This is a genomic window from Streptomyces sp. R35, assembly GCF_041053035.1.
Classification (GTDB): domain Bacteria; phylum Actinomycetota; class Actinomycetes; order Streptomycetales; family Streptomycetaceae; genus Streptomyces; species Streptomyces lutosisoli.
On record NZ_CP163440.1, the window covers coordinates 3,795,824 to 3,819,854 of the forward strand.

Below are 24,031 nucleotides of genomic sequence, written 5' to 3' on the forward strand. Positions count from 1 at the left end.
GCTGCGCCCGCAACCCTCAGGAGGGGGCAACAACCATGTCAACCACGGGTTCGACAACCCGAAGACGCCGCTGGGCGGCGCTGCTCGGGGTGACCGCTCTCGCGGTCGCCGCGGGGGGCGCGCTGGCCGCCCCGGCGGGGGCCGCCACCAATGTGGACTTCGCCACGCACTGCATCCCGCCGGCGGTCGCGGGGATCCCGCCGATCGACGGCACCACCACCGCGATCATCACGGTGGACAACGCCAGCCCCAAGGTCGGCGACACCGTCAAGGTGACCTACAAGGTGGTGACGCCCGCCGCGAGCAATCCCACCTCGATCAGCCTGCCGGCCGACATCATGACGCCGAGCGGCAAGGTGACCCTGGGCGGCGCCCAGACCGGTGACGTCACGGTCGTCGGAGAGAAGAAGAACGATCCGGTGGCGGGCAACGCGCCCTTCCCGGGGTTCGAGATGACCGGCACCTTCACGGTCACCGCGCCCGGTGCCATCACCCTCTCGCCCGGCGACTACAACATCCACACCAGCTACGTCCTGGAGCTGGACACGCCCTGCACGGTCACCAACCCGCCCGCGCCCGTCTCCGAGACGATCACCGCGGCGGACGCACCCCAGCCCAACACCCGTGCCATCCAGCTGGGTTCGGCCTCCGGGAACCCCGGTGACAGCGTGACCGTCACCGGCAGCAACTTCACCCCGGGCGCGACCGTCACGCTCGCCGGACGGTCGGGTGCCAGTCAGACCGGGGACACCGCGACGGTGACCGCGGACGCTTCGGGTGCCATCAGCGGTCCTCTGGTCGTCAACGACAAGACGACGACAGGCGTCGTGGCATACGAGGGAGCCGCGTGGAGTAGCGACCTGGGCGCGGGGCCTGCCGCGTACACCGTCATCGACAACACGCCCATCCCCGACAACGCCCAGAAGCTCACCACCACGGTGAACCCGGGGAAGCTGTCGATGTCGCAGGCCGGGGACTCCGTCACGCTGAAGGCGGTCGACTTCGGCAAGGGCGGGCCCTCGACCGGCGATCTGCGGACGGTCACCGTCCAGGACTTCCGCGGCGGACCCGCGGGCTGGTCCCTGACCGGCAAGGTCACCGATTTCACCGCTCCCGGCGCCAAGATCGATGCCGGGCAGCTCAGTTGGACCCCGGCGTGTGTCACCAAGGCCGGGAGCCCGAGCACCTGCCAGGCCGGTTCGCCCGGCACCGTGGGGAGTTCGGGAGCGACGCTGGCGTCCGCCCCGGCAGCCACGCTCACCGGTGGTGAGTTCACTGTCGACGCCCAACTGTCGCTGAACGTACCGCAGTTCACGGCGCCGGGATCGTACTCCGGAGTGCTCACGCTGACGCTCAGCTGATCCGTCCGTCCGCACCTTCCGTGGCCGGGCGCGCACCCGCCCGTCCACCTCGTCCGTGGGGGTCCGCACCCATGCGCAAGCTGCACGTCCTCCTCCTGACCGCACTCCTGACCGCGCTGCTGGGCTGCTTTCCGGCGCCGTCGTACGCCGCCGACAACGGCAGCTGGTCCGTCTACCCCGTCGCCTCACGCATCGCCGCGCGGCCCTACTTCTATCTCTCGGCCGACCCCGGACAGACCATCAAGGACAAGGTCGCCGTCGCCAACAAGACGGGCAAGCCGCTGAGTTTCCGGCTGTACGCGGCCGACGCCTACAACACCGCGCGCGACGGCGGGTTCGCCGTGCGCACCGTGAAGGAGAAGCAGCGGGGGGTCGGCGCGTGGGCGCGGCCCGCGCGCTCCCGGGTGACGGTTCCCGCGCACGGCACGGTCACCGTGCCGTTCACGCTCAAGGTGCCCGAGAAGGCCGAGCCCGGCGACCATCCGGGCGCACTGGTCGCCCTCGACGAACGCGTCGACACGGGCGACGGGACCTTCCAGGTCGGGGTGCAGCGGGCGGTCGGCGCCCGGATCTACCTCCGCGTCGGCGGCCCGACGGTCCCCGCCATCGCCGTCGAGAAGGTCCACATCGCCCACCACCAGCCCCTGGTCCCCGGCATCGGCGACAGCACGGCCACCATCTCGTACACCCTGCACAACACGGGCAACGTGACCCTGAATCCGAAGGTGCGGCTCAGGGCCGAGGGCCTCTTCGGCCGTACGCTGCTGTCGCGGGGGCTGACCAAGATCCCCTCGGAGCTGCTGCCCGGGCAGCGGGTCCGGCTGACCGAGCCGTGGTACGGGGCCCCTCAACTCGACTGGGGCGACGTGAAGTTGACCGCCAGCGCCCCGGGCACCCGCGAGTCGGCGAGCGCGTCGTTCTTCGCGTTGCCCTGGCTGGTCGCGGTGGTCGTGGGGGTGGGGATCGTGGCCGCGGCGGTGGTGATCAGAGTGCGTCGGGGCCGCGCTCGCCCGTCCGTACCCGTACGACGGTCTCCACCGGCACCGCCCACACCTTCCCGTCCCCGATCTTCCCGGTCTGCGCCGCCTTCACGATCGCCTCGATGACGGCCTCCGAGTCGGCGTCCTCGACGACGACCTCGATACGGGCCTTGGGGACGAGGTCCACCTGGTACTCGGCGCCGCGGTACACCTCGGTGTGCCCGCGCTGACGCCCGTACCCGCTGGCCTCGGTCACGGTCAGTCCGTGCACGCCGATTTCCTGGAGGGCGGTCTTGACCTCGTCGAGGCGGTACGGCTTGACGATCGCGGTGATGAGCTTCATGCCTGGGTCTTGACCTTCTGCGCGGTGGAGACGGATGACGAGACCGGGGCACCGTGGCCCAGGACCCCGTGATCGTAGGCGCTCTCGGCGTGCACCGTAAGGTCCAGGCCGGTGTACTCCTCGTCCTCGCTCGCGCGGAAGCCCATGACCTTGTCGATCAGCTTGCCGATCCCGTACGTGACGGCGAAGGCGTACGCCGCGACGGCCACGACCGCGACCACCTGCTTGCCGAGCTGGCCGAGCCCGCCGCCGTAGAGGAGACCCTCGGCGCCACCCGTCATCGTCTCCGTCGCGAAGACCCCGATGAGCAGCGTGCCGATGATCCCGCCGACCAGGTGCACGCCGACGACGTCCAGCGAGTCGTCGTAGTTCAGCTTGAACTTCCAGCTCACGGCGTACGAGCAGACGACGCCGGCGGCTAGTCCGACGACCAGCGCGCCCACCATCGACACGGACCCGCAGGACGGGGTGATGGCCACCAGGCCCGCGACCGCGCCGGACGCGGCGCCGAGCGTGGTGGGGTGGCCGTCGCGCTTCTGCTCCACGAAGAGCCAGCCGAGCAGGCCGGTGCAGCCGGCGGCGAGGGTGTTGAGGAAGGCGGCGGCGGCCAGACCGTTGGCGCCCAGCGCGGATCCCGCGTTGAAGCCGAACCAGCCGAACCACAGCAGACCGGCGCCCAGCATCACCATCGGCAGGTTGTGCGGCCGCATGGCGTCCTTCTTGAAGCCGAGGCGCGGGCCGAGGACCAGGCAGAGGGCGAGTCCGGAGGCGCCCGAGGTGATTTCGACCGGAAGACCGCCCGCGAAGTCCAGTGCGCCCAGCTTGTCCATGATCCAGCCGCCGGGGCCCCACACCCAGTGGGTGACGGGAACGTATACGAGCAGCGCCCAGACCGGCACGAAGACCAGCCACGCGCCGAACTTCGCGCGGTCCGCGATCGCACCACTGATCAGCGCGGCGGTGATGATCGCGAAGGTCAGCTGGAAGGTGGCGAAGAGAAGGGTGGGGACGGTTCCCTGGACGCTGTCCGGCCCGAGACCGGCCATTCCGGCGTGATCCAGCCCCCCGATGAGCCCGCCGAAGGCGTCGTCGCCGAACGCGAGCGAGTATCCGGCGGCCAGCCACACCACCGTGACCAGGGCGATCGACACGAAGCTCATCATCAGCATGTTGAGGACGCTCTTCGTGCGGACCATGCCGCCGTAGAACAGGGCGAGGCCCGGCGTCATCAGAAGGACGAGCGCGGTGGCGGCGAGCAGCCAGGCGGTGTCGCCGGTGTCGATCTGGGCGGCGGCCAGGGTCACGGTCTCTCCAACGGGGTGGGGGCGTCGTCAGAGCGTCACGGGCTCGCGTTTCCGGTTGTGCACATACGCGTTTCCGGCGTGTTTCGTGTTGCGCGGGGGTTTCCGGAAGCTCACCGGGCCCCGCGGAAGCATCCAGGGGCACTCGGCGTGCGGCGGGGGCTTGTGGATCAGGGACAATGGGCGCCATGAGCGTTCGTACCCCGTCATCCGAGCCGTCCGAGGCCCCCCACCGCGCCGGCTTCGCCTGCTTCGTGGGCCGCCCCAACGCGGGCAAGTCCACCCTTACGAATGCTCTGGTCGGCCAGAAGGTGGCGATCACCGCGGACCAGCCGCAGACGACGCGGCACACGGTACGCGGCATCGTGCACCGGCCCGACGCCCAGCTGATCCTGGTGGACACCCCCGGGCTGCACAAGCCGCGCACGCTCCTTGGCCAGCGCCTGAACGACGTGGTCCGCACGACGTGGGCCGAGGTCGACGTCATCGGCTTCTGCCTGCCGGCGAACGAGAAGCTCGGCCCCGGCGACCGGTTCATCGCGAAGGAACTGGCGTCCATCAAGAAGACGCCGAAGGTCGCGATCGTCACCAAGACCGACCTCGTCGACAGCAAGACCCTCGCCGAGCAGCTCATCGCGATCGACCAGCTCGGCAAGGAGCTGGGCTTCGAGTGGGCCGAGATCGTCCCCGTCTCGGCGGTCGGCGACAAGCAGGTGGACCTGCTGGCCGACCTGCTCGTTCCCCTCCTCCCGGAGGGCCCGGCCCTCTACCCCGAGGGCGACCTCACGGACGAGCCCGAGCAGGTCATGATCGCGGAGCTGATCCGCGAGGCGGCCCTGGAGGGCGTACGGGACGAGCTCCCGCACTCCATCGCCGTCGTCGTCGAGGAAATGCTGCCCCGCGAGGACCGCCCCGCCGACAAGCCCCTCCTCGACATCCACGCCTTCGTCTACATCGAGCGCCCCAGCCAGAAGGGCATCATCATCGGCCCCAAGGGCAAGCGCCTGAAGGAGGTCGGCATCAAGTCCCGCAAGCAGATCGAGGCGCTGCTGGGCACTCCGGTCTTCCTCGACCTGCATGTGAAGGTCGCCAAGGACTGGCAGCGGGACCCCCGACAGCTGCGCAAGCTGGGCTTCTGAGCCGTAGCCGTCTCCGTCTCCTCGTCTCCCTCCGCGTTGTCAGTGGGCCCGCCTACACTCCCGGCCCATGACCTACGTGGACGAGCACGTGCATCCGGAGCCCCCCGTCGCGGGTGACGAGACCGCGACCCTGCTGGGCTCCCTGGAACGGCAGCGGGCGACGCTGGCGTGGAAGTGCGGTGGGCTGGACGCGGCCGGCCTGAGAGCGACGGTGGGCGTCTCCTCGATCACCTTGGGCGGACTGCTCAAGCACCTGGCCCATGTAGAGGACGACTACTTCTCCGGCCGCCTCTTCGGACGCCGGCCCAGTCCCCCCTTCGACACGGCGGACTGGGACACCGACCCCGACTGGACCTGGCACTCGGCCGCCGAGGACACCCCGGACCAGCTCTACACCCTGTGGCAGGAGACGGTGGCCCGCTCCCGCACCCTGGTCGCCCAGGCCCTGTCCGACGGCGGCCTCGACCGCCTGGCCGACCGCCACTGGCCCGACGGCCGCGCCCCCAGCCTCCGCCGCATCCTCATCGACCTCATCGAGGAGTACGCGCGGCATGTGGGCCACGCGGACCTCATCAGAGAGTCGGTGGACGGCTTGGTGGGCGAGGACCCACCACGCTGACGCTCCGCGGGGTTGTTCGTTTGACTGCGGGTGAGTGGGGGCTGGTCGCGCAGTTCCCCGCGCCCCTGAAAAGACCCCGGGCGCAACCCCCTGCTTTTAGGGGCGCGGGGAACTGCGCGAGCAACCCCCACCGTCCCGCAGACGCATTCAGGGGCGCGGGGAACGGCGCAATCTTTCAGGGGGGTCTGGGGGCGCAGCCCCCAGGAACGGGATGGGACGGGTAGGGGCGGCGGGGGCGAGACTCAGCCCGCGGTGACGACGACCCGCACAGCCCCGTCAGGCCCAGCCACGAGCACCGGCGTCCCGGCCCCGCCAAGGTCCCGCACAGCCGCCCGATCCTCCTCCGAGGCCCCCTCCGCCTCGGACACAACAGCCGCCGCCTCCAACGACTTCGCCCCGGACGCCACCGCCATAGCCACCGCAGTCTGCAACGCACTCAACCGCAACGAAGGCAAAGCCACGGTGCCGGCGACATACGTACGTCCCGTCTCGTCCCGCACGGCCGCCCCCTCGGGCGCACCATTACGAGCCCGCACGGAACGGGCCAAAGTCACGATCTTGCGGTCCTCGGGGTCAAGCGCGCTGCTGTCGGTCATGCCCTGAGCATACGAAGTATCGACGCACACCCCGCCGAAGGGGGCCTTGCCGAAGGGAGCCCTGCCGAAAGGGAGTCACCCGGCAACGGGATACATCGACCCCCGCCGCCCCTCGGGCGAAGCCAGCCACTCCAGCTTCGCCGCCGTGTTCGCCTCCGGCAGCGGCGTATGCAACACGATGGTGAGATCGGGCCGCGCCGGCACCTTCATGGCGGTGGACTCGACGGCGAGCAGCCCGACCACCGGATGGTCGAGCTCCTTGCGGATCTGGCCCGCGTCCTGGATGTCCCGCCGCTCCCACAGCTCGGTGAACTCCTCGCTGACCTCCCGGAGTTGGGCCAGCACCTCCTGGTACCCCTCGTCGTCGGGCGCGGCGGCGCAGGACGCCCGGAACTGCGCGACGACCGTGTGCGCGTTCACCTCCCAGGTCCGGGACCGGCCCCGGTAGAGCGGGTCGGTGAAGAAGTCGATGATGCAGTTCTGCGTGTTGCCGGGCCGCATGCCGAGAACCATCCCGGCGGCGTCGTTGTACATCACGCAGTTGTAGTACGGGTCCATGATGTGCGCCGGATACGGCATCCAGGTGTCGATCAGCCGCCGCAGCCCGTCGCACATGTCCCGGACCTCGGGCGCGACCTCCGGTGCGGGCGGGTTCAGCCCGGCGAGCAGATACAGATGGCGTCGCTCGGCGTTGCTGAGCCGCAGCACCCGGGCGACCGCGTCGAGTACCTGCGGCGAGACGGAGATGTCCCGCCCCTGCTCCAGCCACTGGTACCAGGAGGCGCCGACACCCGCGAGCACCGCGACCTCCTCGCGGCGCAGACCGGGGGTGCGGCGGCGGGCCCCGCCGTCGGGCAGTCCGGCCTCCGTCGGTGACACCCTGGCCCGGCGGCTCATCAGGAAGTCCCGCAGCTCCCGCCGCCGGTTGGTCCTGAGCGCGTCCTCCGTCACGTGCGAATCCCCCTGTTGGTGACTGGTGGTGCGACCACCAGCATAAGTTCCCGCTCCCCACGGTTGTTCCGATCGTCGGAAGCTCTTGCCCATGGCGATCGACACGACCGAAACCACCACTCAAACCACCACCGGAAGCACCACCGGAACCATCACCACTTCCGCGCACACACCCCCCGTGCAGAACCCCCCGAACCCCCAACCCCCGCTCGGCACCCGGCTGTCGACCCGCGACAAGCTCGTCCTCTTCGTCCTCTGCGCGGCACAGTTCATGGTCGCGCTCGACTTCTCCGTCCTGAACGTGGCGCTGCCCGTACTCGGCAAGGACCTGGGCATGAGCCCGTCCGCGCTCCAGTGGGCGGTCACGGCCTTCGCACTGCCGTCCGGCGGCTTCCTGCTGCTCTTCGGCCGCATAGGCGACCTGTACGGCCGCCGCAAGCTCTTCCTGGCGGGCCTCGCCCTCTTCGGTACGGCCTCGCTGCTGGCGACCTTCGCCTGGGACCCGGCGTCGTTCCTGGCCGGGCGGGCGTTGCAGGGCCTGGCCGCCGCGACGATCGTGCCGACGGCCATGTCGCTGCTGACGACGACCTTCCCGGAGGGCCCGGCGCGCGACCGCGCCCTGGGCATCGCCGGCACGCTGCTGTCGCTCGGCTTCACGGTCGGCATGGTCGCGGGCGGCGTCCTCACCGACGTACTGGGCTGGCGCTCGACGATGGGCCTGCTGACGGTCTTCGCGCTGATCGTGCTGCCGCTGGCGCCGGGCCTGCTTCCCGAGTCCCGCACCCCTGACCGCCCCCGCCTGGACATCCCCGGCGCTGTCACCGTCACCGGCGGTCTGCTGGCCCTGATCTACGCCCTGTCGACGGCGGCGGACCGCGGCTTCGGCGGCGTCGACGTCATCGCGACCCTCGTCACGGGCGTGCTCCTGCTGGCCGCGTTCGGGTACGTCGAGTCCCGCGCCCACTCCCCGCTCGTCAGCCTCCCCATGCTGCGCCGCCGCACGGTGGCGTGGGGCAACCTGGGCGGTCTGGTCACCTTCTCGATGATGTCGACGGTGGTCTTCGTCATGACCCTGTACCTCCAGGAGACGCTCGGCCTCTCCGCCTTCGAGACGGGCCTGATCTTCGGCTTCCAGGGTGCCGTGTCGGCGCTCGCCGGGATGTACGCCCCGAAGGTCATCGGCCGCTTCGGCGCCCGCCGTACGCTGGTCGGCTCGCTGGCCGGTCAGGGCCTGTTCGTGGCGACGCTGGTGCTGCTGAACACGCACACCTGGTCCGTCTGGCTCGCCACCGCCGCGGTCGGCCTGGCCAGCATGTGCCACCTCGGCGCGATCATCTCGTACGGCCTGACCGTCACCTCGGGCGTGCCGAACGAGGAACAGGGCCTGGCCACCGGCCTGGTGACCTCCACCCAGCAGGTCGGCCTCACGATCGGCATCCCGCTGCTCGGTGTCCTCGCGACGACGTCTGACGACCTGATGACCGGTGTCCGCACGGTTCTCGCCCTGGACACGGCGATCGTCCTGGCGGCGGCGGTGCTGATCGCGGTCGGACTCGGCCGCCGCCGCTCGGGGACGGCCGAGGCCTGAGGCCTCAGGGGCGGTCGAGTCGGAGGCGCTCGGCCTTCGGCAGACCGGCGACGACGAGATCGTACGAATCCTCGATGAGCTCCCGGACCATACGGTCCGGGAGTTCGCCGTCGACGGTCACCGTGTTCCAGTGCCGCTTGTTCATGTGATAGCCGGGGATGATCAGCCCCGGGTGCTCGCCGCGCAGCCGGACCGCGTCCTCCGGGTCGCACTTCAGATTGACCGTGAGCGGGCGCGCGCCCAGATTGCTCAGCGCGAAGAGCTTGCCCAGCACCTTGAAGACCGAGGTCTCCGGGTTGAAGGGGAAGTCCTCGACGGTCGCGTTGAAGGACAGGCAGAACGCGCGCAGCTGCTGCGGGGTCACTCCGGCTTCTCCTCCTCGGAAGGGTTCACGGGTTCGCTCCGGTTTTTCGTCCTCAGACGTCACTCCGGTTTTTCGTCCTCAGAAGGTCACTCTGGTTTTTCGTCCTCCGACGGCTCCGGATCCACCGGGCCGACCGGCTCGACGAGCACCGTGACGATCTTGTTCCGTCGCCCCGCCGCGGACTCCGCGGTCAGCCGCAGCTCGCGCCCGTCGGGCAGTTCGACCACCGACGAGGCCCCGGCGATCGGAACCCTGCCGAGCGCCTTGGCCAGCAGCCCGCCGACGGTCTCCACGTCCTCGTCGTCGTACGCCTCGAAGCCGTACAGCTCGCCGACGTCGCCGATGTCGAGGCGGGCGGTCACCCGGTAGCGGTCGTCGCCCAGATCCTGGACGGGCGGCAGCTCGCGGTCGTACTCGTCGGTGATCTCGCCGACGATCTCTTCCAGGATGTCCTCGATGGTGACGATGCCGGCCGTGCCGCCGTACTCGTCGATGACGACGGCGACGTGGTTGCGCTCCTGCTGCATCTCGCGCAGCAGATCGCCCGCGTTCTTGGTGTCGGGTACGAAGGTGGCGGGCCGCATGGCCGTCGACACCAGCTCGGACTCGGCGTCGCGGCTGATGTGCGTCTTGCGGGCCAGGTCCTTCAGATACACGATCCCGACGATGTCGTCCTCGTTCTCCCCGGTGACGGGGATGCGCGAGAAACCGGAGCGCAGGGCGAGGGTGAGGGCCTGGCGGATGGTCTTGTACCGCTCGATGACGACGAGGTCGGTCCTCGGCACCATCACTTCCCGTACGAGGGTGTCGCCCAGCTCGAAGACCGAGTGCACCATGCGGCGCTCCTCGTCCTCGATCAGCGACTCCGCCTCGGCGAGGTCGACCAGCGCGCGCAGCTCGGCCTCGGAGGCGAAGGGGCCGCGCCGGAAGCCCTTGCCGGGCGTGAGCGCGTTGCCGATGAGGATGAGGAGGGGCGGGATCGGCCCCATCACCCGCGCCAGTGGCAGCAGGATGTACGCGGCCGCCGTCGCCGTGTTCAGCGGGTGCTGGCGGCCGATGGTGCGCGGGGAGACGCCGACCGCGACGTACGAGACGAGGACCATGACCCCGATCGCGACGGCCAGCGCCTGCCAGGTCTGGTCGAACTCCTTCAGGCAGGCGTACGTGACGAGCGCGGCGGCGGCCATCTCGCAGGCCACCCGCACGAGCAGCGCCACGTTCAGATAGCGGGTCGGGTCGGCGGCCACCTGGGCGAGCTTGGCGCTGCCGCGCCGGCCGCTGCGTACGGCTTCCTCGGCGCGGAAGCTGGAGACGCGCGCGAGGCCCGCCTCCGCGCAGGCGGCGAGCCAGGCGACGACGACCAGCAGGACGGCGCCGAGGACGAGTTGCGGACTCATGAAACGGTCGGGGCCGGTGAGGGGCCCGTCATGCCCTTCTCCGCGCGCCAGCCGTCCACGATGGCGGCCTGCAGACCGAACATCTCGGCCTTCTCGTCCGCTTCCTCGTGGTCGTAGCCGAGCAGGTGCAGCACTCCATGGACGGTGAGGAGCTGGAGCTCCTCGTCCATGGAGTGCTGCGTCGCGGCTTCCTTGCCCTGCCGCTCGGCGACCTCCGGGCAGAGCACGATGTCACCGAGCAGCCCCTGCGGCGGCTCGTCGTCGTCCTTGGACGGCGGGCGCAGCTCGTCCATCGGGAAGGACATGACATCCGTCGGGCCGGGCAGGTCCATCCACTGGATGTGCAGCTGCTCCATGGCGTCGCCGTCCACGACGATCACCGAGAGCTCGGAGAGCGGGTGGATGCGCATCCGCGCGAGCGCGTAGCGGGCGATGTCGAGGATCGCCTGCTCGTCGACCTCGGTTCCGGACTCGTTGTTGACGTCGATCGACATGGGCGTGCTGTTCTACTTCCCCTTGTGGCCGGCTCTTCCGCGGCCCTTGTGGGAGCCGTTCTCGGTGCCGTTCTCGCTGTCGTACTTCTCGTACGCGTCGACGATACGGCCGACCAGCTTGTGCCGTACGACATCGTGGGACGTGAGCCGCGAGAAGTGGACGTCGGCGACGCCCTCCAGGATGTCCTGGACCTGGCGCAGACCCGACTTCGTGCCGGTCGGCAGGTCGACCTGCGTCACGTCACCCGTGACCACGATCTTCGAGTCGAAGCCGAGGCGGGTGAGGAACATCTTCATCTGCTCGGCGCTGGTGTTCTGCGCCTCGTCGAGGATGATGAAGGCGTCGTTCAGCGTGCGGCCGCGCATGTAGGCGAGCGGCGCGACCTCGATGGTCCCGGCCGCCATGAGCCGCGGGATCGAATCCGGGTCGAGCATGTCGTGCAGCGCGTCGTAGAGCGGGCGCAGGTAGGGGTCGATCTTCTCGTACAGCGTGCCCGGCAGGAATCCGAGCCGCTCGCCGGCCTCGACCGCGGGGCGGGTGAGGATGATCCGGTTGACCTGCTTGGACTGGAGCGCCTGCACGGCCTTCGCCATGGCGAGATACGTCTTGCCCGTACCGGCGGGGCCGATGCCGAAGACGATGGTGTGCTTGTCGATGGCGTCGACGTACCGCTTCTGGTTGAGCGTCTTGGGGCGGATGGTGCGGCCTCGCGAGGACAGGATGTTCTGCGTGAGCACTTCGGCCGGAGTCTCCTGGCCGTCGCCCTCCCCGTTCTCGCTCGCCCTGAGCATGGCGATCGAGCGTTCCACTGCGTCCTCCGTCATCGGCTGGCCCGTGCGGAGCACCAGCATCATCTCGTCGAACAGGCGCTGGACGAGGGCGACTTCACGGGCATCGCCGACCGCGCTGATCTCATTGCCCCGGACGTGTATGTCGGCCGCCGGGAAGGCCTTCTCAATCACGCGCAGGAGGGAGTCGCCGGACCCCAGCACGGTCACCATGGGGTGCTGGGCGGGGACTGTGAAGTGCGCTCGCGCCTGCCCCTGCGCGGGGGTGTGAGCTGTGGGTGTCTGAGTCATGGGCCGGCTCTGTAGGCCTGCGTATCCTCCTCGGTCGGCACGCTTGCCACATGGGCAGCCTTGCGGTTCCCAGCGTACGTCGCCGCACTGACAGAGCCGTAGGGCTTTTCCTCAGCTCACGCCGAGCGTCCGAACCCGATCGTGGGTACCGCCCGCCGCAGTGGCCACGGGCGGGTCACCTCCGGCAGCAGGCCCTCCAGGAAGGCGTACCGGCTCAGGGCCGTCGGGTCCTGGGCGTCGACCGACTGGACGCGGCGCCACCACGCCGCGATCTCGGACCAGCCGGGCGCCGACAGCGACCCCCCGAACTCCTGGACGGAGAGGGCGGCGGTGAGGCCGGCGAAGGCGAGGCGGTCGGCGAGGGGCCAGTCGGCGAGGGTGCCCATGACGAAGCCGGCGACGAACACGTCACCGGCGCCGGTGGGGTCCATGGCCTCGACCGCGATCGCCGGGACCTCGGCGCTCTCGCCGGTACGGCCGTCCACGGCGTACGCGCCCTCCGAACCGAGGGTGACGACCGCCAGCGGTACGTACGCGGTGAGCGCGTGTGCCGCCGCGCGCGGGCAGTCGGCGCGGGTGTACCGCATCGCCTCCTCCGCGTTCGGCAGGAACGCCTCGCAGTGTTCGAGATCGGCCAGGCCCGCCAGGTCCCAGCGGCCGGTGTCGTCCCAGCCGACGTCGGCGAAGAGCCGGGTGCCCTCGCGGGCGGCCTGGGCGATCCAGGGCGCGCGCGTGCCCGGGGTCAGCGAGGCCACGGCGGCACGCGCGCGTGGGGCGTGTTCCGGTGCGGGTTCCTCCGGGGGTGGCTCGTGGCCGTGGCTGACCATCGTGCGCTCGCCCTCGTACGCCATGGACACGGTGACCGGGGAGTGCCAGCCGGGTACGGTGCGCGACGGGGAGAGGTCGATGCCCTCGCCCTGCTCCAGGGCGTCCCAGCAGTACTCCCCGTAGTGGTCGTCCCCGAAGGCCGCGGCGAGGGAGGTCTTCAGCCCCAGCCGGGCCAGGGCGGTCGCCATGTTGGCGACTCCGCCGGGGCTGGAGCCCATCCCCCGCGCCCAGGACTCCGTCCCCCGCACGGGGGCGGAATCGAGCCCGGTGAAGATGATGTCCAAGAAGACCGTGCCCGTGAGATAGACGTCCCAGGGCGGGTCCTGGGGGGTGCGCAGCCCGGCGAGCGGGTCGACGTGGGCCTGGCTGAACGGTCGCTCTCCGTTGGACGCGATCACGATGCGCTCCCTGACGTGGTGCGGACCTGGCCAGTGTGCACCACACCGCCCACAGGCTCCGCCCCTTCGACCTTGGGGGTTGTGTGTCGGGTGCGGGTGGGTGGGGCGCCCCTGAAAGATCGCGCAGTTCCCCGCGCCCCTTAAGGGGCGCGGGGCTGTGACATTTGCGGCTCCGCCGCGGGGCGCGACAAGCCCCCACCCACCCGCAGCCGACGAACAACCCACGGGGTCTGGGGCGGAGCCCCAGAAGGATGGGACGGGTAGGGGCGGCGGGGGCGAAAGAAGGCCCGTTTACCCGTGCACCCCCGCCCCAAACGCAACGTGCCCCACATCACACCACCCCACCTTCTTCGCACCCCCACCCCCTTGATACAAATTGCCCGCGCGTTCCTGTCCATCGACAGCCGCCCACCCCCCTGATTGAGCCGCTCCTTTCGCATGCCCTGGGAACGCCCGTGTCCGCCCGCACCACCACCCCCTGGCCCCTCGTCGCCCTTTTCACGGCCGGGTACCTGTCCGCGTACCTGCTGCCGACCACAGTCGGCAGACTGGACGCAGGCCTCCCGCTCTCGGCCACCCAGGCCGGCGCCATCGGCAGCGCACTGCTGCTGAGTTCGGCGACAGCCGGGTTCCTGCTCGCCTCCCGCGTCGACCGCTTCGGCCCCCGCACACTGGCCCGCACGGGCCTGCTCCTCGCGGCCGTCGGCTACGGCACCGCCGCGCTCACCACGACCGTCCCCCTGGTCATCGCCGGCGCCCTCGCCGGAGGCTTCGGCTCGGGTACGGCCACCACGGTCGCCGCGACCGGCGTGGCCGCCCAGCGGGACCCCCACCGGACGACGACCCTGGGCCTGCTCGGTGTCTCCGGCCTCGCGGGCGCGCTGTATCTGACGATCCCCCACCTGGGCCCGGCCCACGGCCTCCCGCTCGCCGCGGTCGCCTGCACGGCGCTGCTGGTGCTGCCCGTGACCCGGCGCCTCCCCACCCGCACTCCCGCACCCGCGTCCCAGTCGCTCCGCACCACCGACCCCCTCCCTCACTTCCGTTCGGGCCTGGTCCTCGCCGCCGCCCTGTTCTTCTGGTCCCTCGCGCAGAACTCCCTCTGGGGTGTCAGCGGCCGCATCGGTCTGACACAGGCGGGGCTCACCGAAGTGACCGTCGGCGCGGTGTTCGCGGTGGCGCTCGGCGCGGGGCTGCTGGGTGTGATCGGCGCGGGCGCGCTGGGCCCGCGGCTCGGCAGCGCATTGCCCATCGGCGCCGGTACGGCCCTGATCGCCGGCTGTATCGCGCTCAGTGCGGCGGCCGGCGACCTGACGTCCTTCGCGACGGGCGAGATCGCCTGGAACACGCTCTACCCGGTCGTGCTCTCGTATGTGATCGGCCTCGCGGCCTCACTGGATCCGCGCGGGCGGTGGGCGGTCCTGGTCGGCTCGGCCTCCTCGCTCGGCACGGCGTGCGGCCCGCTCGCCGGCAGTCTGCTCTCCGCGTGGGCGGGTTACCCGGGGATGGGCGTGATCCTGGCACTCGGCCTGCTGCTCGTCACCGTCCCCCTGACGGCCGTGGCGCTCCGTCCGAGGCGCGGCACCCCGCAGGAACACCCGGTCGTCGAGATCCCGTTGGAGGCCGTGCCCGCCGGGCGGACGGCGTACGACATGGCGGGACCCCGGCAGGCGGCAGCCGCACCGGGGCCCGGAACCACGTACAAGCAGGCCGTCTAGTCGCGCAGGTCGAACTCGTACGCCTCGACCTCGGCGATGTACCGGGCCCGCCGCGCCTCGTCGTGCTCCAGGAAGGACGCCTCGAACGAGTTGCGTGCCAGCTCCCGCTGCCGCTCCTGGTCCAGGCCGAGTGCTTCGTGCACGGCGTGGAAGGTGTCGCCGACGTAGCCGCCGAAGTACGCGGGGTCGTCGGAGTTGACGGTGCACAGCAGCCCGGCGTCCATCATGGCGGGCAGCGGGTGGTCCTCCAGGACGTCCACCGCGCGCAGCCGTACGTTCGACAGCGGGCAGAGTGTGAGCGGGATCCGCTCCCGTACGAGCCGCTCGACGAGCTCGGGGTCCTCCATGCAGCGCAGCCCGTGGTCGATGCGCTCGACGCCGAGGACGTCGAGGGCCTCGGTGATGTACGCGGGCGGGCCCTCCTCGCCGGCGTGCGCGACGCGTCGCAGACCGAGCGCGGCGGCGGCCTCGTACACCTCGCGGAACTTGACCGGCGGGTGTCCGACCTCGGCGGAGTCGAGGCCGATGCCGACGATCCGGTCGAGGTAGGGCTTCGCGGCCTCCAGCGTCTCCAGGGCCGACTCGGCGGACTCGTCCCGCAGGAAACACATGATCAGCTGTGTGGAGATGCCATGTGTGTCCTCGCTGCGCGAGAGCGCGCGGTGCAGGCCCTCGACGACCGTCCCCATGGCCACCCCGCGGGCGATGTGCGCCTGCGGGTCGAAGAAGATCTCCGCGTGCCGCACGCCCTGCGCCGCGGCCCGCGCCAGGTAGGCGTCGGCCAGGTCGGCGAAGTCCTGTTCCGTCCGCAGTACGGCCATGAGCTCGTAGTACAGGTTCAGGAACGACTGGAGATCGTCGAAGAGATACGCCTTGCGCAGCTCCTCGGTGTCCGCGTACGGCAGCGTGACGCCGTTGCGCGCGGCGAGCGCGAAGGCCAGCTCGGGTTCGAGGGTGCCTTCGATGTGCAGGTGCAGTTCAGCCTTGGGGAGGGACATCAAAGCATGGTAAGGGCGATTCACCGACGCTTCGGAACCGGCACCCTCAGCAGATCGTGCGCCACCGTCAGCTCCCCCTCGAACCCGGCGGCGCGCGCCTGCCGCTCGAACTCGTCGGGCTCGGAGTAGCGCTGGCTGAAGTGGGTGAGCACGAGATGCCGTACGCCGGCGTCCTTGGCCACCCGTCCCGCCTGACCAGCCGTCAAGTGGCCGTGGTCGATGGCGAGTTGCTCGTCCTCGTCGAGGAAGGTCGACTCGATGACGAGCAGGTCGCATCCCTCGGCCAGCGCCTGCACGCCGTCGCACAGCCGGGTGTCCATGACGAACGCGAACCGCTGGCCGCGCCGCAGCTCGCTGACGTCGTCGAGCGAGACGTCGCCCAGCGCGCCCTCCCGCTGGATCCGTCCGACGTCCGGCCCCTTGATCCCGTGCTCCGCGAGCAGCTGCGGCAGTATCCGCCGCCCGTCCGCCTCGACCAGCCGGTATCCGAAGGACTCGACGGGGTGGGAGAGCTTCCGGGCCTCCAGGGTGTACGAGGGCGTGGTCGCGATCACTCCGTCCGCCGCGACCGGCGCCTGAGTCAGGGCGACGGTCTCGCGGTAGGCGGTGGCGTAGCGCAGCCGGTCGAAGAACCGCTGGCCGGAGTGCGGATAGTGCGCGGTCACCTCGTGCGGTACGCGGTCGAGGTTGATGCGCTGGATCACGCCGGCGAGCCCGAGCGAGTGGTCCCCGTGGAAGTGGGTGACACAGATCCGGTGCAGGTCGTGCGCGGCGACCCCGGCACGCAGCATCTGGCGCTGCGTGCCCTCGCCGGGATCGAAGAGCAGTCCCTCGCCGTCCCAGCGCAGCAGATAGCCGTTGTGGTTGCGGTGCCGGGTCGGGACCTGGCTGGCGGTGCCGAGGACCACCAATTCACGTACGGACAAGGTCGGTTATCCCGGCGGCCACTGCATGCCGCGGCCGCCCAGGACGTGCGCGTGCGTGTGGAAGACGGTCTGGCCCGCGCCGCTGCCGGTGTTGAACACGACGCGGTAGCTCTCCAGCTTGTCGTCGGAGGCGACCTCGGCGGCCTCACGCAGTATGTCCGCGACAATGGTGGGCTCGGCGGCGGCCAGCGTCGCCGCGTCCCGGTAGTGCACCTTGGGGATCACCAGGACGTGCGTGGGCGCCTGGGGGTTGATGTCCCGGAACGCCACGGTCGTGTCGGTCTCCCGGACCACGGTCGCCGGAATGTGCCCCGCGACGATCTTGCAGAACAGGCAGTCGTCCTGCGGCTCTCCCGCCATGCGTGTGCCTCCTCACGCCAGTCGATCATTACGCCCGCATGCTATCGGCCGGGGTCACAGCGGCGGCAAGGCGGGCGCGGCCTTCGCCGGGTTCTCCGTCAGTGCCGCCAGGGCCATCCGGATCGCCTCGTCGAGCTGGGCGTCACGCCCGGCGGCGTAGTCCTGCGGGGTCTGGACGACCTCGACGTCGGGGTCGACACCGTGGTTCTCCACGCGCCACTCGTAACCTTCCATCCAGAAGGCGTACTTGGGCTGGGTGACGAGCGTGCCGTCGACGAGCCGGTAACGGCTGTCGATGCCGATCACGCCGCCCCAGGTGCGGGTGCCGACGACGGGCCCGATACCCAGTGCCTTGATCGCCGCGTTGACGATGTCGCCGTCCGAGCCGGAGAACTCGTTGGCGACGGCGACGACCGGACCCCGGGGCGCGTCCTCCGGGTAGCTGTACGGCCGCAGCCCGCGGGGCACGTCCCAGCCCACGATCCGCCGCGCGAGCTTCTCGACGATGAGCTGGGAGGTGTGGCCGCCGCGGTTCTCGCGGACGTCCACGACGAGCCCCTCGCGGGCCACCTCGACGCGCAGATCGCGGTGGAGCTGGGCCCATCCGGAGCCGACCATGTCCGGCACGTGCAGGTATCCGAGGCGGCCCCCGGACTGCTCATGGACGTACGCCCGCCGGTCCGCCACCCACGCGTGGTACCGCAGCGGTTCCTCGTCCGCGAGCGGAACCACGACCGCGTGGCGTGGATCGCCGCCGCCGGACGGCGAGATGGTCAGCTCCACCGGCTTGCCCGCCGTGCCGACGAGCAGCGGCCCGGGCCCGGCCACCGGGTCCACCGGCAGCCCCGCGACCGCGACGATCGCGTCCCCGGCGCGCACCGCGACCCCGGGCGCGGCGAGCGGCGCCCGTGCGTCCGGGTCGGAGGTCTCGGACGGGAGGATCCGGTCGATGCGCCAACTGCCGTCCTGGTGACGGGAGATGTCGGCGCCGAGCAGCCCCTGCGCGCGGTCGCCGCGGCCCCATCCGCCGCGCGGAGTGACATACGCGTGCGAGGTGCCGAGCTCGCCCTGCACCTCCCACAACAGGTCCACCAGGTCGTCGTGCGTGGCGACCCGCTCCAGGACCGGCCGGTAGCGGTCGAGTACGCCGTCCCAGTCGACCCCGCCCAGGTCGGGCCGCCAGAAGTTGTCCCGCATGAGGCGGCCGGTCTCGTCGTACATCTGCCGCCACTCGGCGGCCGGGTCGACGCTCTGGCGTACCCGCGAGAGGTCGACGGTGATGTTCGAATCGCTCTCGTCGTCGTTCGAGGCGCGCCGGTCGCTGGGTACGACCTTGAGCTTGCCGTCGGTCCACAGCAGGACCCGCTTGCCGTCGCCGCTGACGGCGAAGTGCTCGGCGTCGGCGGCGAGATGCTCGATGCGCTGCTGGGCGAGGTCGTACCGCTCCAGCTCGGTCTTCGGGTCCGGGTCGTCCGGGGTGGCCCGGGAGGCGCCGAGCACACCGCGGACCGGGTGCCGCAGCCACAGCAGCCCGTCCTTGGCGGCCCGCAGTGTCGAGTAGCGGGCGGCCTCCACGGGGAACGGCACGATCCGGTCGGCGAGCCCGTCGAGGTCGATCCGGGTCGCGGGCGCGCCCTCGCTGTCGGGCGTCTCGTCCTTGTCGGGCGCCTCGAAGGGGCGGCCGTGCCGCTGCGGCCCGAAGGGGGACGGCGTGGTCGCGGCCAGCGTGATCAGGTACGGCCGTGACCCGCCGACGAACGCCAGGTCGAAGACGTGCTCGTCGTAGACCGGGTCGAAGGAGCGTGTCGAGAGGAAGGCGAGGTGCTTGCCGTCGAGCGTGAACGCCGGTGCGTAGTCCCGGAATCGCAGCGGGGTCGCCTCGGTCACCGACAGATCGGTGGTGTTGGCGAGCTTGAGCTGACGCAGCGGCCGCGGCCCGGGGTGGGACCAGGCGAGCCATGCCGAGTCCGGCGAGAAGACCAGCCCGCTCGCCTCCCCGTCCTCGCCGCGGTCGACCTCGCGCACCTCGCCGCTCTCGCGCTCGACGAGCAGCACCCGCCCGTCGTGCGAGGCGACGGCGGCGCGGCTGCCGTCGGGCGCCATCGCGAGCCCGAGGACCCGCCCGAGCTGCCCGGCGGCGAGTCGCCGCGGGGTCGCTCCGGGCGCGACGCCGGTCGCCGGGGCGAACTCCAGGGCGTCGTCGCCCTCCGCGTCCGTCACCCACACCACGTGCTCCTCGCCGTCGGCGCGGAAGGCGCGGGGCAGCCGGGCGCGTACGCCCTGCTCGGCGGCGAGGGCGCGGGCCGGGCCCGAGCGATGGGTGACCCAGTGGACGGCACCGCGCACGGACACCGCGCTGCCCCGTCCGGTGTGGTCGGGCGCGGCGGCGGAGAACCAGCGCGACGCGCTCACCGGGTGCGGCTGCTGGTCGGCGCGCTGACCGCCGAGCCGAATGCCGAGCCGGCGCGGCTCGGCGCCTTCCAGGTCGTCGAGGAGCCACAGCTCACCGGCGGACGCGTACACGACGCGGCTGCCGTCGGTCGCCGCGTGCCGGGCGTAGAACCCGTCGAGGGGCGTGTGCCGCCGCAGGTCGGACGCGTCGGCGAGGGAGGAGTAGAGCGCCCCGACACCCTCGTGGTCGGACAGGAAGGCGATGCGGTCCCCCACCCAGCAGGGGTACTCGATGTTCCCGTCCAACTCCTCATGCAGCCGCAGGAATTCGGCCTCCCCCTCCCCTTCCCTCCCCTCCCGATCGATCCACAGCTTGCCCGCCGTACCGCCGCGGTACCGCTTCCACCAGGCGGCCTCGCGCCCCATGGGAGCGGACAGCAGCACGACACCCGGGCCGCCGTGGGCGACGTCGCCGACAGGACCGTACGGCAGGGTCGTCGCGGGACCGCCGTCGAGCGGGACGGCCCTGGCCCAGCTGCGCCGCAGGCTCGCCTGGCCCTGGGTGCTGAGGGCGAGCACCTGCCCGTCGGGGGTCCAGCCGCGCACCTGGGTCTTCGAACTCCCCCAGTACGTCAGCCGTTTGGACGGTCCGCCCTCCAGAGACGCGGCGTGCACCTCGGGCGCCCCGTCGCGCGTCGACGTCCACGCGACGGTCGAGCCGTCCGGGGAAATACGCGGATGGTTCACCGGAACGTTGTCGGCGCTGACCCGCCAGGCCCGGCCGCCGCCGTCGAGCGGGGCGGCCCAGACGTCGTCCTCGGCCGTGAAGACGACCAACTCGCCGTGCAGATGCGGAAACCGGAGATACGCGGGGGGTGCGGACGCGGAGGGTGCGGTCTCTGTCACCCGATCACCCTATGCAGCGAAAGCGTCCATGGGCAGGGGTTTCGATCGACTTGATCCGCATCCGGCGGGCACGTCACTTGCCCTGGGAGGGCCAGCACGTGGGGTCTCCCTTGCACCACATGGTCTTCGTCACGGTGACGGTGACGGTGGGGTTGGGCTGCCCGTACGAGGGGTGGTACGAGATGGGCGGGTTGGGGGTGTTCGTGGCATTGCAGTTGCCCAGGCCATTGACATGGAACCACTCCTTGCCACCGACCTTCGCGACGAGGTCCCCGCGCACGCACGCGCCGTCGACGGCCCGGGTGACCTTGCCCTTGACCGTGATCTCCCGTCCGTCGTCCGTCTGCCCCCGGCAGTCGACGGTGGCGACGGTGTTCTCGGTCGGCGAGGGCGTCTTCCCCGGCGTGTAGGCCTTGTTGCCGCCGCCGTACGAGGCCGTGCAGCTGAGCCAGCGCACGTTCACATGCTGCCGTTCGAGTTCCTTGGTCGCCGTCTGGTCGGTCGTGTACGCGACCGCGGCGGAACTCAGCCCGTCCCCCGGCTCACACGCGGCCACCCCGAACACACCGACCGCTCCCAGCCCGGCGGCCGCCCACATCTGCCTGCGCCCCATCCGACGCGTAATACGCCTCAAAGCCCCCATGCACGGCAGCGTGCCACTCTCCCGCCGACCGCGGTAGACCGCATGCGGCCACGATCCCCGGGACCACCCGAACGAGGGTTTCTTTCGTTCGTCGGCTGCGGGCCGGTGGGGGCCGTTCGCGCAGTTCCCCGCGCCCCTGAGGCGCGGGGCTTCGCCCCGCGATCCCCCGCCCACCCTGGTTCGTCGACTGCGGGTTCGTTGTGGCTGGTCGCGCAGTTCCCCGCGCCCCTTAAGGGGCGCGGGGAACTGCGCAATCTTTTAGCGGGGGTCTGGGGGCGCAGCCCCCAGGGATGGGACGGGTAGGGGCGGCGGGGGCGAGGAAAGCCCGGTGGTCAGCCGCGGAGCAGCAGCCACTGTTGGAGTTCCACGAGGTTGCCCTCTGGGTCCTTGAGGTAGGCGACGCGCAGGCGGTCGGTCATGGGGACGGGGCCGTGCAGAAGGGTGGCCCCGCGGGAGGTGATCTCGTCGCAGTAGGCATCGAGATCGTCGACACGCAGCACGACCAGCGAGCGATGCCCGTTCACCGGATCGCCCAGTTCACCAAGGACCTCGGCCATCATCGCGCGATCCTGCAGAGCCATCCCCGCAGAGCCGGTAGCAGGGCTGAACTTCTCGTACGGCCCCTCGGTCGCCCCCGACTGGGGCTTGAGCCCGAGGACATCGGCGTAGAAGCGGTAGCAGGCAGCGAAGTCCGAGACGAGCAGCCGTACTTGAGCGAGTTCCAAGGCATCCCCCGTGGATACGCGGCGGTCAAATCAGGTCAGGCCAGACCAGGTCAGGACCAGCGACCCGTACGGGCCAGCAGCAGCGCCGTGCCCACGGTCCCGGCGGTCGATGTACGCAGCACGGTACGCCCCAGATGGAACGTCCTCGCCCCCGCCGCGGTGAAGATCTCGACCTCCTCGGGAGAAATCCCGCCCTCGGGCCCGACCACCAGCACGATCTCCCCGGAGGAGGGAAGTTCCGCCGTGGCGAACGGCTCGGTCCCGAGCTCCGTGTCCTCGTGCAGCACCGCCGCGAGATCGGCTTTGGCGAGAAGTGCGGCAACCTGCTTGGTCGTCATCGCGTCCGCGACCTCGGGAAAGCGGACGCGGCGCGACTGCTTGCCGGCTTCCCGGGCCGTCGCCCGCCACTTGGCGAGCGCCTTCAGACCCCGCTCGCCCCTCCACTGCGTGATGCAGCGGGAGGCCGCCCAGGGGACGATCGCGTCCACGCCGGTCTCGGTCATGGTCTCGACGGCGAGCTCGCCCCGGTCACCCTTGGGGAGGGCCTGGACGACGGTGATACGAGGGGACTCCGGAGGTTCCTCGGAGAAGGAGTCCATGTGGACGATCAGCCGGTCCTTGCCCTCGGTGTCGACGACGACGCACTCCGCCCACCGCCCGGCCCCGTCGGTGAGGATGACGTCCTCGCCGGCCCGCAGCCGCTTCACGGAGACGGCGTGCCGCCCCTCGGGTCCGTCGAGGACATAACGTCCGCCGCCGCCCGCGTTGAAGTGCTCGACCACGAACACCGGTGCCGTCATCGGTCCGCACCCCCTTCCGAGGACTCCGGGAACTCCTCCGGAGCCGACAACGCTGTCTTCGCGGCGGCGAGTTCGGCGTTCAGCACCTCCACGAGCTGTCCCGCGGGCAGTTCGCGCGCCATACGGTGGCCCTGCCCGGCCCACAGCGCCATGCCCTGCGCGTCGCCCGCCTTGGCCGCCGCCTTGCGCAGCGGGGAGGTGAGGTGGTGGACCTCGGGGTACGCGGCGGGCGCATACGGGCCGTGCTCGCGCAGGAAGCGGTTGACGAGTCCGCGCGCCGGGCGGCCGGAGAACGCGCGCGTCAATTCCGTCCGTACGAAGAGGGGGTTGGTCAGCGCCTGCTTGTGCACGGCGTTCGCGCCGGACTCCGGGGTGGCGAGGAACGCGGTGCCGAGCTGGGCCGCGCTCGCGCCTGCGGCGAGGACGGCGGCGATCTGGCTGCCGCGCATGATGCCGCCGGCGGCGACGATCGGGATCTGTACGGTCTCGCGCGCCTGCGCGATCAGCGACAGCAGCCCGATCCCCGTGCCGTCCGTCTCCGGGTTGTCGCGATGGGTGCCCTGGTGGCCACCGGCCTCCACGCCCTGCACGATCACCGCGGCGGCACCCGCCCGCTGCACGGCCAGCGCCTCCTCAGCGGTGGTCGCCGTGACCATCGTCAGCGTGCCGGCGCGGGCGAGGGAATCCAGGACGTCACGGCTCGGGACGCCGAAGTGGAAGGAGACCACCGGCACCGGGTTGTCGAGGAGGACGGCGAGCTTGGCGTCGTAGCCGTCGTCGCGGCCGCTGTCGGGGTCGCCGAGTTCGGTCTCGTACCAGGCGGCCTCACCGGCGAGCTGGTTGGCGTACACCTCGACGGCGGCCGCGTCCGCGTACTCGGGCTGCGGCATGAACAGATTGACCCCGAAGGGGCGCCCCGTGAGCCCGCGCAGCTGCTTGATCTCCTGGTACATGCCGTCGGCGGTCTTGTACCCGGCGGCGAGGAAACCCAGCCCGCCGGCCTCGGACACGGCAGCCGCGAGCTGCGGCACGGAGACGCCGCCCGCCATGGGGGCCTGCACGATCGGGTGTGGGAAGAGATCGGTCAGTGCGGTGGACATGACGGCATGTTGTCACGTCCCCCGA

General features: G+C 71.1%; 22 protein-coding genes and 1 pseudogene. 6 read left to right on the plus strand and 17 right to left on the minus strand.

The features are described from left to right. The first annotated feature begins 35 nt into the window (after window positions 1-35). Window positions 36-1,361: a beta-xylosidase gene (locus tag AB5J50_RS17440; RefSeq protein ID WP_369259101.1), complete on the plus strand. Its 1,326-nt coding sequence runs from the start codon at window positions 36-38 to the stop codon at window positions 1,359-1,361. 71 nt (window positions 1,362-1,432) lie between these two features. Next, window positions 1,433-2,449: pseudogene (locus AB5J50_RS17445) on the plus strand (DUF916 domain-containing protein); the annotation flags it as partial. Here the strand turns inward: AB5J50_RS17445 and AB5J50_RS17450 are convergent. After that, window positions 2,346-2,684 (minus strand): P-II family nitrogen regulator, encoded by a 339-nt coding sequence (locus tag AB5J50_RS17450; RefSeq protein WP_327428616.1) that lies wholly within the window; start codon window positions 2,682-2,684, stop codon window positions 2,346-2,348. The pseudogene AB5J50_RS17445 and the gene AB5J50_RS17450 overlap by 104 nt on opposite strands. Beyond that, window positions 2,681-3,988, minus strand: coding sequence for an ammonium transporter (locus tag AB5J50_RS17455; protein WP_369259103.1), 1,308 nt, complete (start codon window positions 3,986-3,988; stop codon window positions 2,681-2,683). The genes AB5J50_RS17450 and AB5J50_RS17455 overlap by 4 nt, the downstream gene beginning before the upstream one ends. A 176-nt stretch (window positions 3,989-4,164) precedes the next feature. Between AB5J50_RS17455 and era the strand changes: the two genes are divergently transcribed. Further along, window positions 4,165-5,124 (plus strand): GTPase Era, encoded by a 960-nt coding sequence (gene era / locus AB5J50_RS17460; protein WP_327428618.1) that lies wholly within the window; start codon window positions 4,165-4,167, stop codon window positions 5,122-5,124. Window positions 5,125-5,191: 67 nt separating this feature from the next. Continuing rightward, the gene (locus AB5J50_RS17465; protein WP_369259106.1) at window positions 5,192-5,743 is read left to right on the plus strand and encodes a DinB family protein; all 552 of its coding nucleotides are present in this window, start codon (window positions 5,192-5,194) and stop codon (window positions 5,741-5,743) included. A 242-nt stretch (window positions 5,744-5,985) separates the two neighbouring features. Here the strand turns inward: AB5J50_RS17465 and AB5J50_RS17470 are convergent, their stop codons facing one another. Together AB5J50_RS17470 and AB5J50_RS17475 are read right to left on the minus strand one after the other, a co-directional pair. Further along, window positions 5,986-6,339 (minus strand): cytidine deaminase, encoded by a 354-nt coding sequence (locus AB5J50_RS17470; RefSeq protein WP_369259108.1) that lies wholly within the window; start codon window positions 6,337-6,339, stop codon window positions 5,986-5,988. Window positions 6,340-6,414: 75 nt separating this feature from the next. Further along, entirely contained in the window at window positions 6,415-7,290 is an 876-nt protein-coding gene (locus AB5J50_RS17475; RefSeq protein WP_369259110.1) for a helix-turn-helix transcriptional regulator, read from the minus strand. Between the two features lie 91 nt (window positions 7,291-7,381). Between AB5J50_RS17475 and AB5J50_RS17480 the strand changes: the two genes are divergently transcribed. Next, complete coding sequence (locus AB5J50_RS17480) at window positions 7,382-8,878, plus strand: MFS transporter (protein WP_369259112.1); 1,497 nt, start codon at window positions 7,382-7,384, stop codon at window positions 8,876-8,878. Between the two features lie 4 nt (window positions 8,879-8,882). Here the strand turns inward: AB5J50_RS17480 and AB5J50_RS17485 are convergent, their stop codons facing one another. The 5 genes from AB5J50_RS17485 to AB5J50_RS17505 all read right to left on the minus strand — a co-directional run bounded on the left by AB5J50_RS17485 (window position 8,883) and on the right by AB5J50_RS17505 (window position 13,439). After that, a complete protein-coding gene (locus AB5J50_RS17485) occupies window positions 8,883-9,242 on the minus strand; it encodes an MmcQ/YjbR family DNA-binding protein (RefSeq protein ID WP_327428623.1) in 360 nt (119 codons plus the stop codon). An 86-nt stretch (window positions 9,243-9,328) separates the two neighbouring features. Further along, a complete protein-coding gene (locus tag AB5J50_RS17490) occupies window positions 9,329-10,639 on the minus strand; it encodes a hemolysin family protein (protein ID WP_369259114.1) in 1,311 nt (436 codons plus the stop codon). Then, entirely contained in the window at window positions 10,636-11,133 is a 498-nt protein-coding gene (gene ybeY, locus AB5J50_RS17495; RefSeq protein ID WP_327428625.1) for an rRNA maturation RNase YbeY, read from the minus strand. Before ybeY ends, AB5J50_RS17490 begins: the two co-directional genes overlap by 4 nt. Window positions 11,134-11,145: 12 nt before the next feature. Beyond that, window positions 11,146-12,213 (minus strand): PhoH family protein, encoded by a 1,068-nt coding sequence (locus tag AB5J50_RS17500; protein ID WP_327428626.1) that lies wholly within the window; start codon window positions 12,211-12,213, stop codon window positions 11,146-11,148. A 116-nt stretch (window positions 12,214-12,329) separates the two neighbouring features. Further along, a complete protein-coding gene (locus tag AB5J50_RS17505) occupies window positions 12,330-13,439 on the minus strand; it encodes a carbohydrate kinase family protein (protein ID WP_369259117.1) in 1,110 nt (369 codons plus the stop codon). Between the two features lie 455 nt (window positions 13,440-13,894). Here AB5J50_RS17505 and AB5J50_RS17510 point away from each other — a divergent pair, with 455 nt between their 5' ends. Further along, the gene (locus AB5J50_RS17510; protein ID WP_369259119.1) at window positions 13,895-15,157 is read left to right on the plus strand and encodes an MFS transporter; all 1,263 of its coding nucleotides are present in this window, start codon (window positions 13,895-13,897) and stop codon (window positions 15,155-15,157) included. On the opposite strand, the gene AB5J50_RS17515 is transcribed toward AB5J50_RS17510, so the two are convergent. The 8 genes from AB5J50_RS17515 to AB5J50_RS17550 form a co-directional block, all read right to left on the minus strand. Then, the gene (locus AB5J50_RS17515) at window positions 15,154-16,155 is read right to left on the minus strand and encodes an adenosine deaminase (protein WP_327428629.1); all 1,002 of its coding nucleotides are present in this window, start codon (window positions 16,153-16,155) and stop codon (window positions 15,154-15,156) included. The two genes, AB5J50_RS17510 and AB5J50_RS17515, sit on opposite strands and share 4 nt — an antisense overlap. Window positions 16,156-16,175: 20 nt before the next feature. Next, window positions 16,176-17,081 carry a ribonuclease Z gene (locus AB5J50_RS17520; protein ID WP_369259121.1) on the minus strand — a complete coding sequence of 302 codons (906 nt, stop codon included), beginning with the start codon at window positions 17,079-17,081 and terminating at the stop codon, window positions 16,176-16,178. 6 nt (window positions 17,082-17,087) lie between these two features. After that, window positions 17,088-17,441, minus strand: a complete 354-nt coding sequence (locus tag AB5J50_RS17525; protein WP_369259123.1) for a histidine triad nucleotide-binding protein — start codon at window positions 17,439-17,441, stop codon at window positions 17,088-17,090. A gap of 54 nt (window positions 17,442-17,495) precedes the next feature. Continuing rightward, window positions 17,496-20,738: a S41 family peptidase gene (locus AB5J50_RS17530; protein WP_369259125.1), complete on the minus strand. Its 3,243-nt coding sequence runs from the start codon at window positions 20,736-20,738 to the stop codon at window positions 17,496-17,498. A 73-nt stretch (window positions 20,739-20,811) separates the two neighbouring features. Beyond that, window positions 20,812-21,351 (minus strand): hypothetical protein, encoded by a 540-nt coding sequence (locus tag AB5J50_RS17535; RefSeq protein WP_369259127.1) that lies wholly within the window; start codon window positions 21,349-21,351, stop codon window positions 20,812-20,814. Between the two features lie 362 nt (window positions 21,352-21,713). Further along, window positions 21,714-22,106, minus strand: coding sequence for a VOC family protein (locus tag AB5J50_RS17540; RefSeq protein WP_369259129.1), 393 nt, complete (start codon window positions 22,104-22,106; stop codon window positions 21,714-21,716). A 50-nt stretch (window positions 22,107-22,156) separates the two neighbouring features. Continuing rightward, window positions 22,157-22,906, minus strand: coding sequence for a 16S rRNA (uracil(1498)-N(3))-methyltransferase (locus tag AB5J50_RS17545; protein WP_369259131.1), 750 nt, complete (start codon window positions 22,904-22,906; stop codon window positions 22,157-22,159). Beyond that, on the minus strand, window positions 22,903-24,006 hold the full coding sequence (locus tag AB5J50_RS17550; protein ID WP_369259133.1) for a nitronate monooxygenase: 1,104 nt from the start codon (window positions 24,004-24,006) through the stop codon (window positions 22,903-22,905). Before AB5J50_RS17550 ends, AB5J50_RS17545 begins: the two co-directional genes overlap by 4 nt. Window positions 24,007-24,031 lie beyond the last annotated feature (25 nt).

Bases quoted from the DNA above. Each gene is read 5' to 3' on its own strand.
- AB5J50_RS17535 (WP_369259127.1), bottom strand. From the start codon at position 21,351: ATGGGGCGCAGGCAGATGTGGGCGGCCGCCGGGCTGGGAGCGGTCGGT.
- AB5J50_RS17440 (WP_369259101.1), top strand. From the start codon at position 36: ATGTCAACCACGGGTTCGACAACCCGAAGACGCCGCTGGGCGGCGCTG.
- AB5J50_RS17470 (WP_369259108.1), bottom strand. From the start codon at position 6,339: ATGACCGACAGCAGCGCGCTTGACCCCGAGGACCGCAAGATCGTGACT.
- era (WP_327428618.1), top strand. From the start codon at position 4,165: ATGGGCGCCATGAGCGTTCGTACCCCGTCATCCGAGCCGTCCGAGGCC.
- AB5J50_RS17515 (WP_327428629.1), bottom strand. From the start codon at position 16,155: ATGTCCCTCCCCAAGGCTGAACTGCACCTGCACATCGAAGGCACCCTC.
- AB5J50_RS17480 (WP_369259112.1), top strand. From the start codon at position 7,382: ATGGCGATCGACACGACCGAAACCACCACTCAAACCACCACCGGAAGC.
- AB5J50_RS17545 (WP_369259131.1), bottom strand. From the start codon at position 22,906: ATGACGGCACCGGTGTTCGTGGTCGAGCACTTCAACGCGGGCGGCGGC.
- AB5J50_RS17450 (WP_327428616.1), bottom strand. From the start codon at position 2,684: ATGAAGCTCATCACCGCGATCGTCAAGCCGTACCGCCTCGACGAGGTC.
- AB5J50_RS17465 (WP_369259106.1), top strand. From the start codon at position 5,192: ATGACCTACGTGGACGAGCACGTGCATCCGGAGCCCCCCGTCGCGGGT.
- AB5J50_RS17490 (WP_369259114.1), bottom strand. From the start codon at position 10,639: ATGAGTCCGCAACTCGTCCTCGGCGCCGTCCTGCTGGTCGTCGTCGCC.
- AB5J50_RS17550 (WP_369259133.1), bottom strand. From the start codon at position 24,006: ATGTCCACCGCACTGACCGATCTCTTCCCACACCCGATCGTGCAGGCC.
- ybeY (WP_327428625.1), bottom strand. From the start codon at position 11,133: ATGTCGATCGACGTCAACAACGAGTCCGGAACCGAGGTCGACGAGCAG.
- AB5J50_RS17525 (WP_369259123.1), bottom strand. From the start codon at position 17,441: ATGGCGGGAGAGCCGCAGGACGACTGCCTGTTCTGCAAGATCGTCGCG.
- AB5J50_RS17500 (WP_327428626.1), bottom strand. From the start codon at position 12,213: ATGACTCAGACACCCACAGCTCACACCCCCGCGCAGGGGCAGGCGCGA.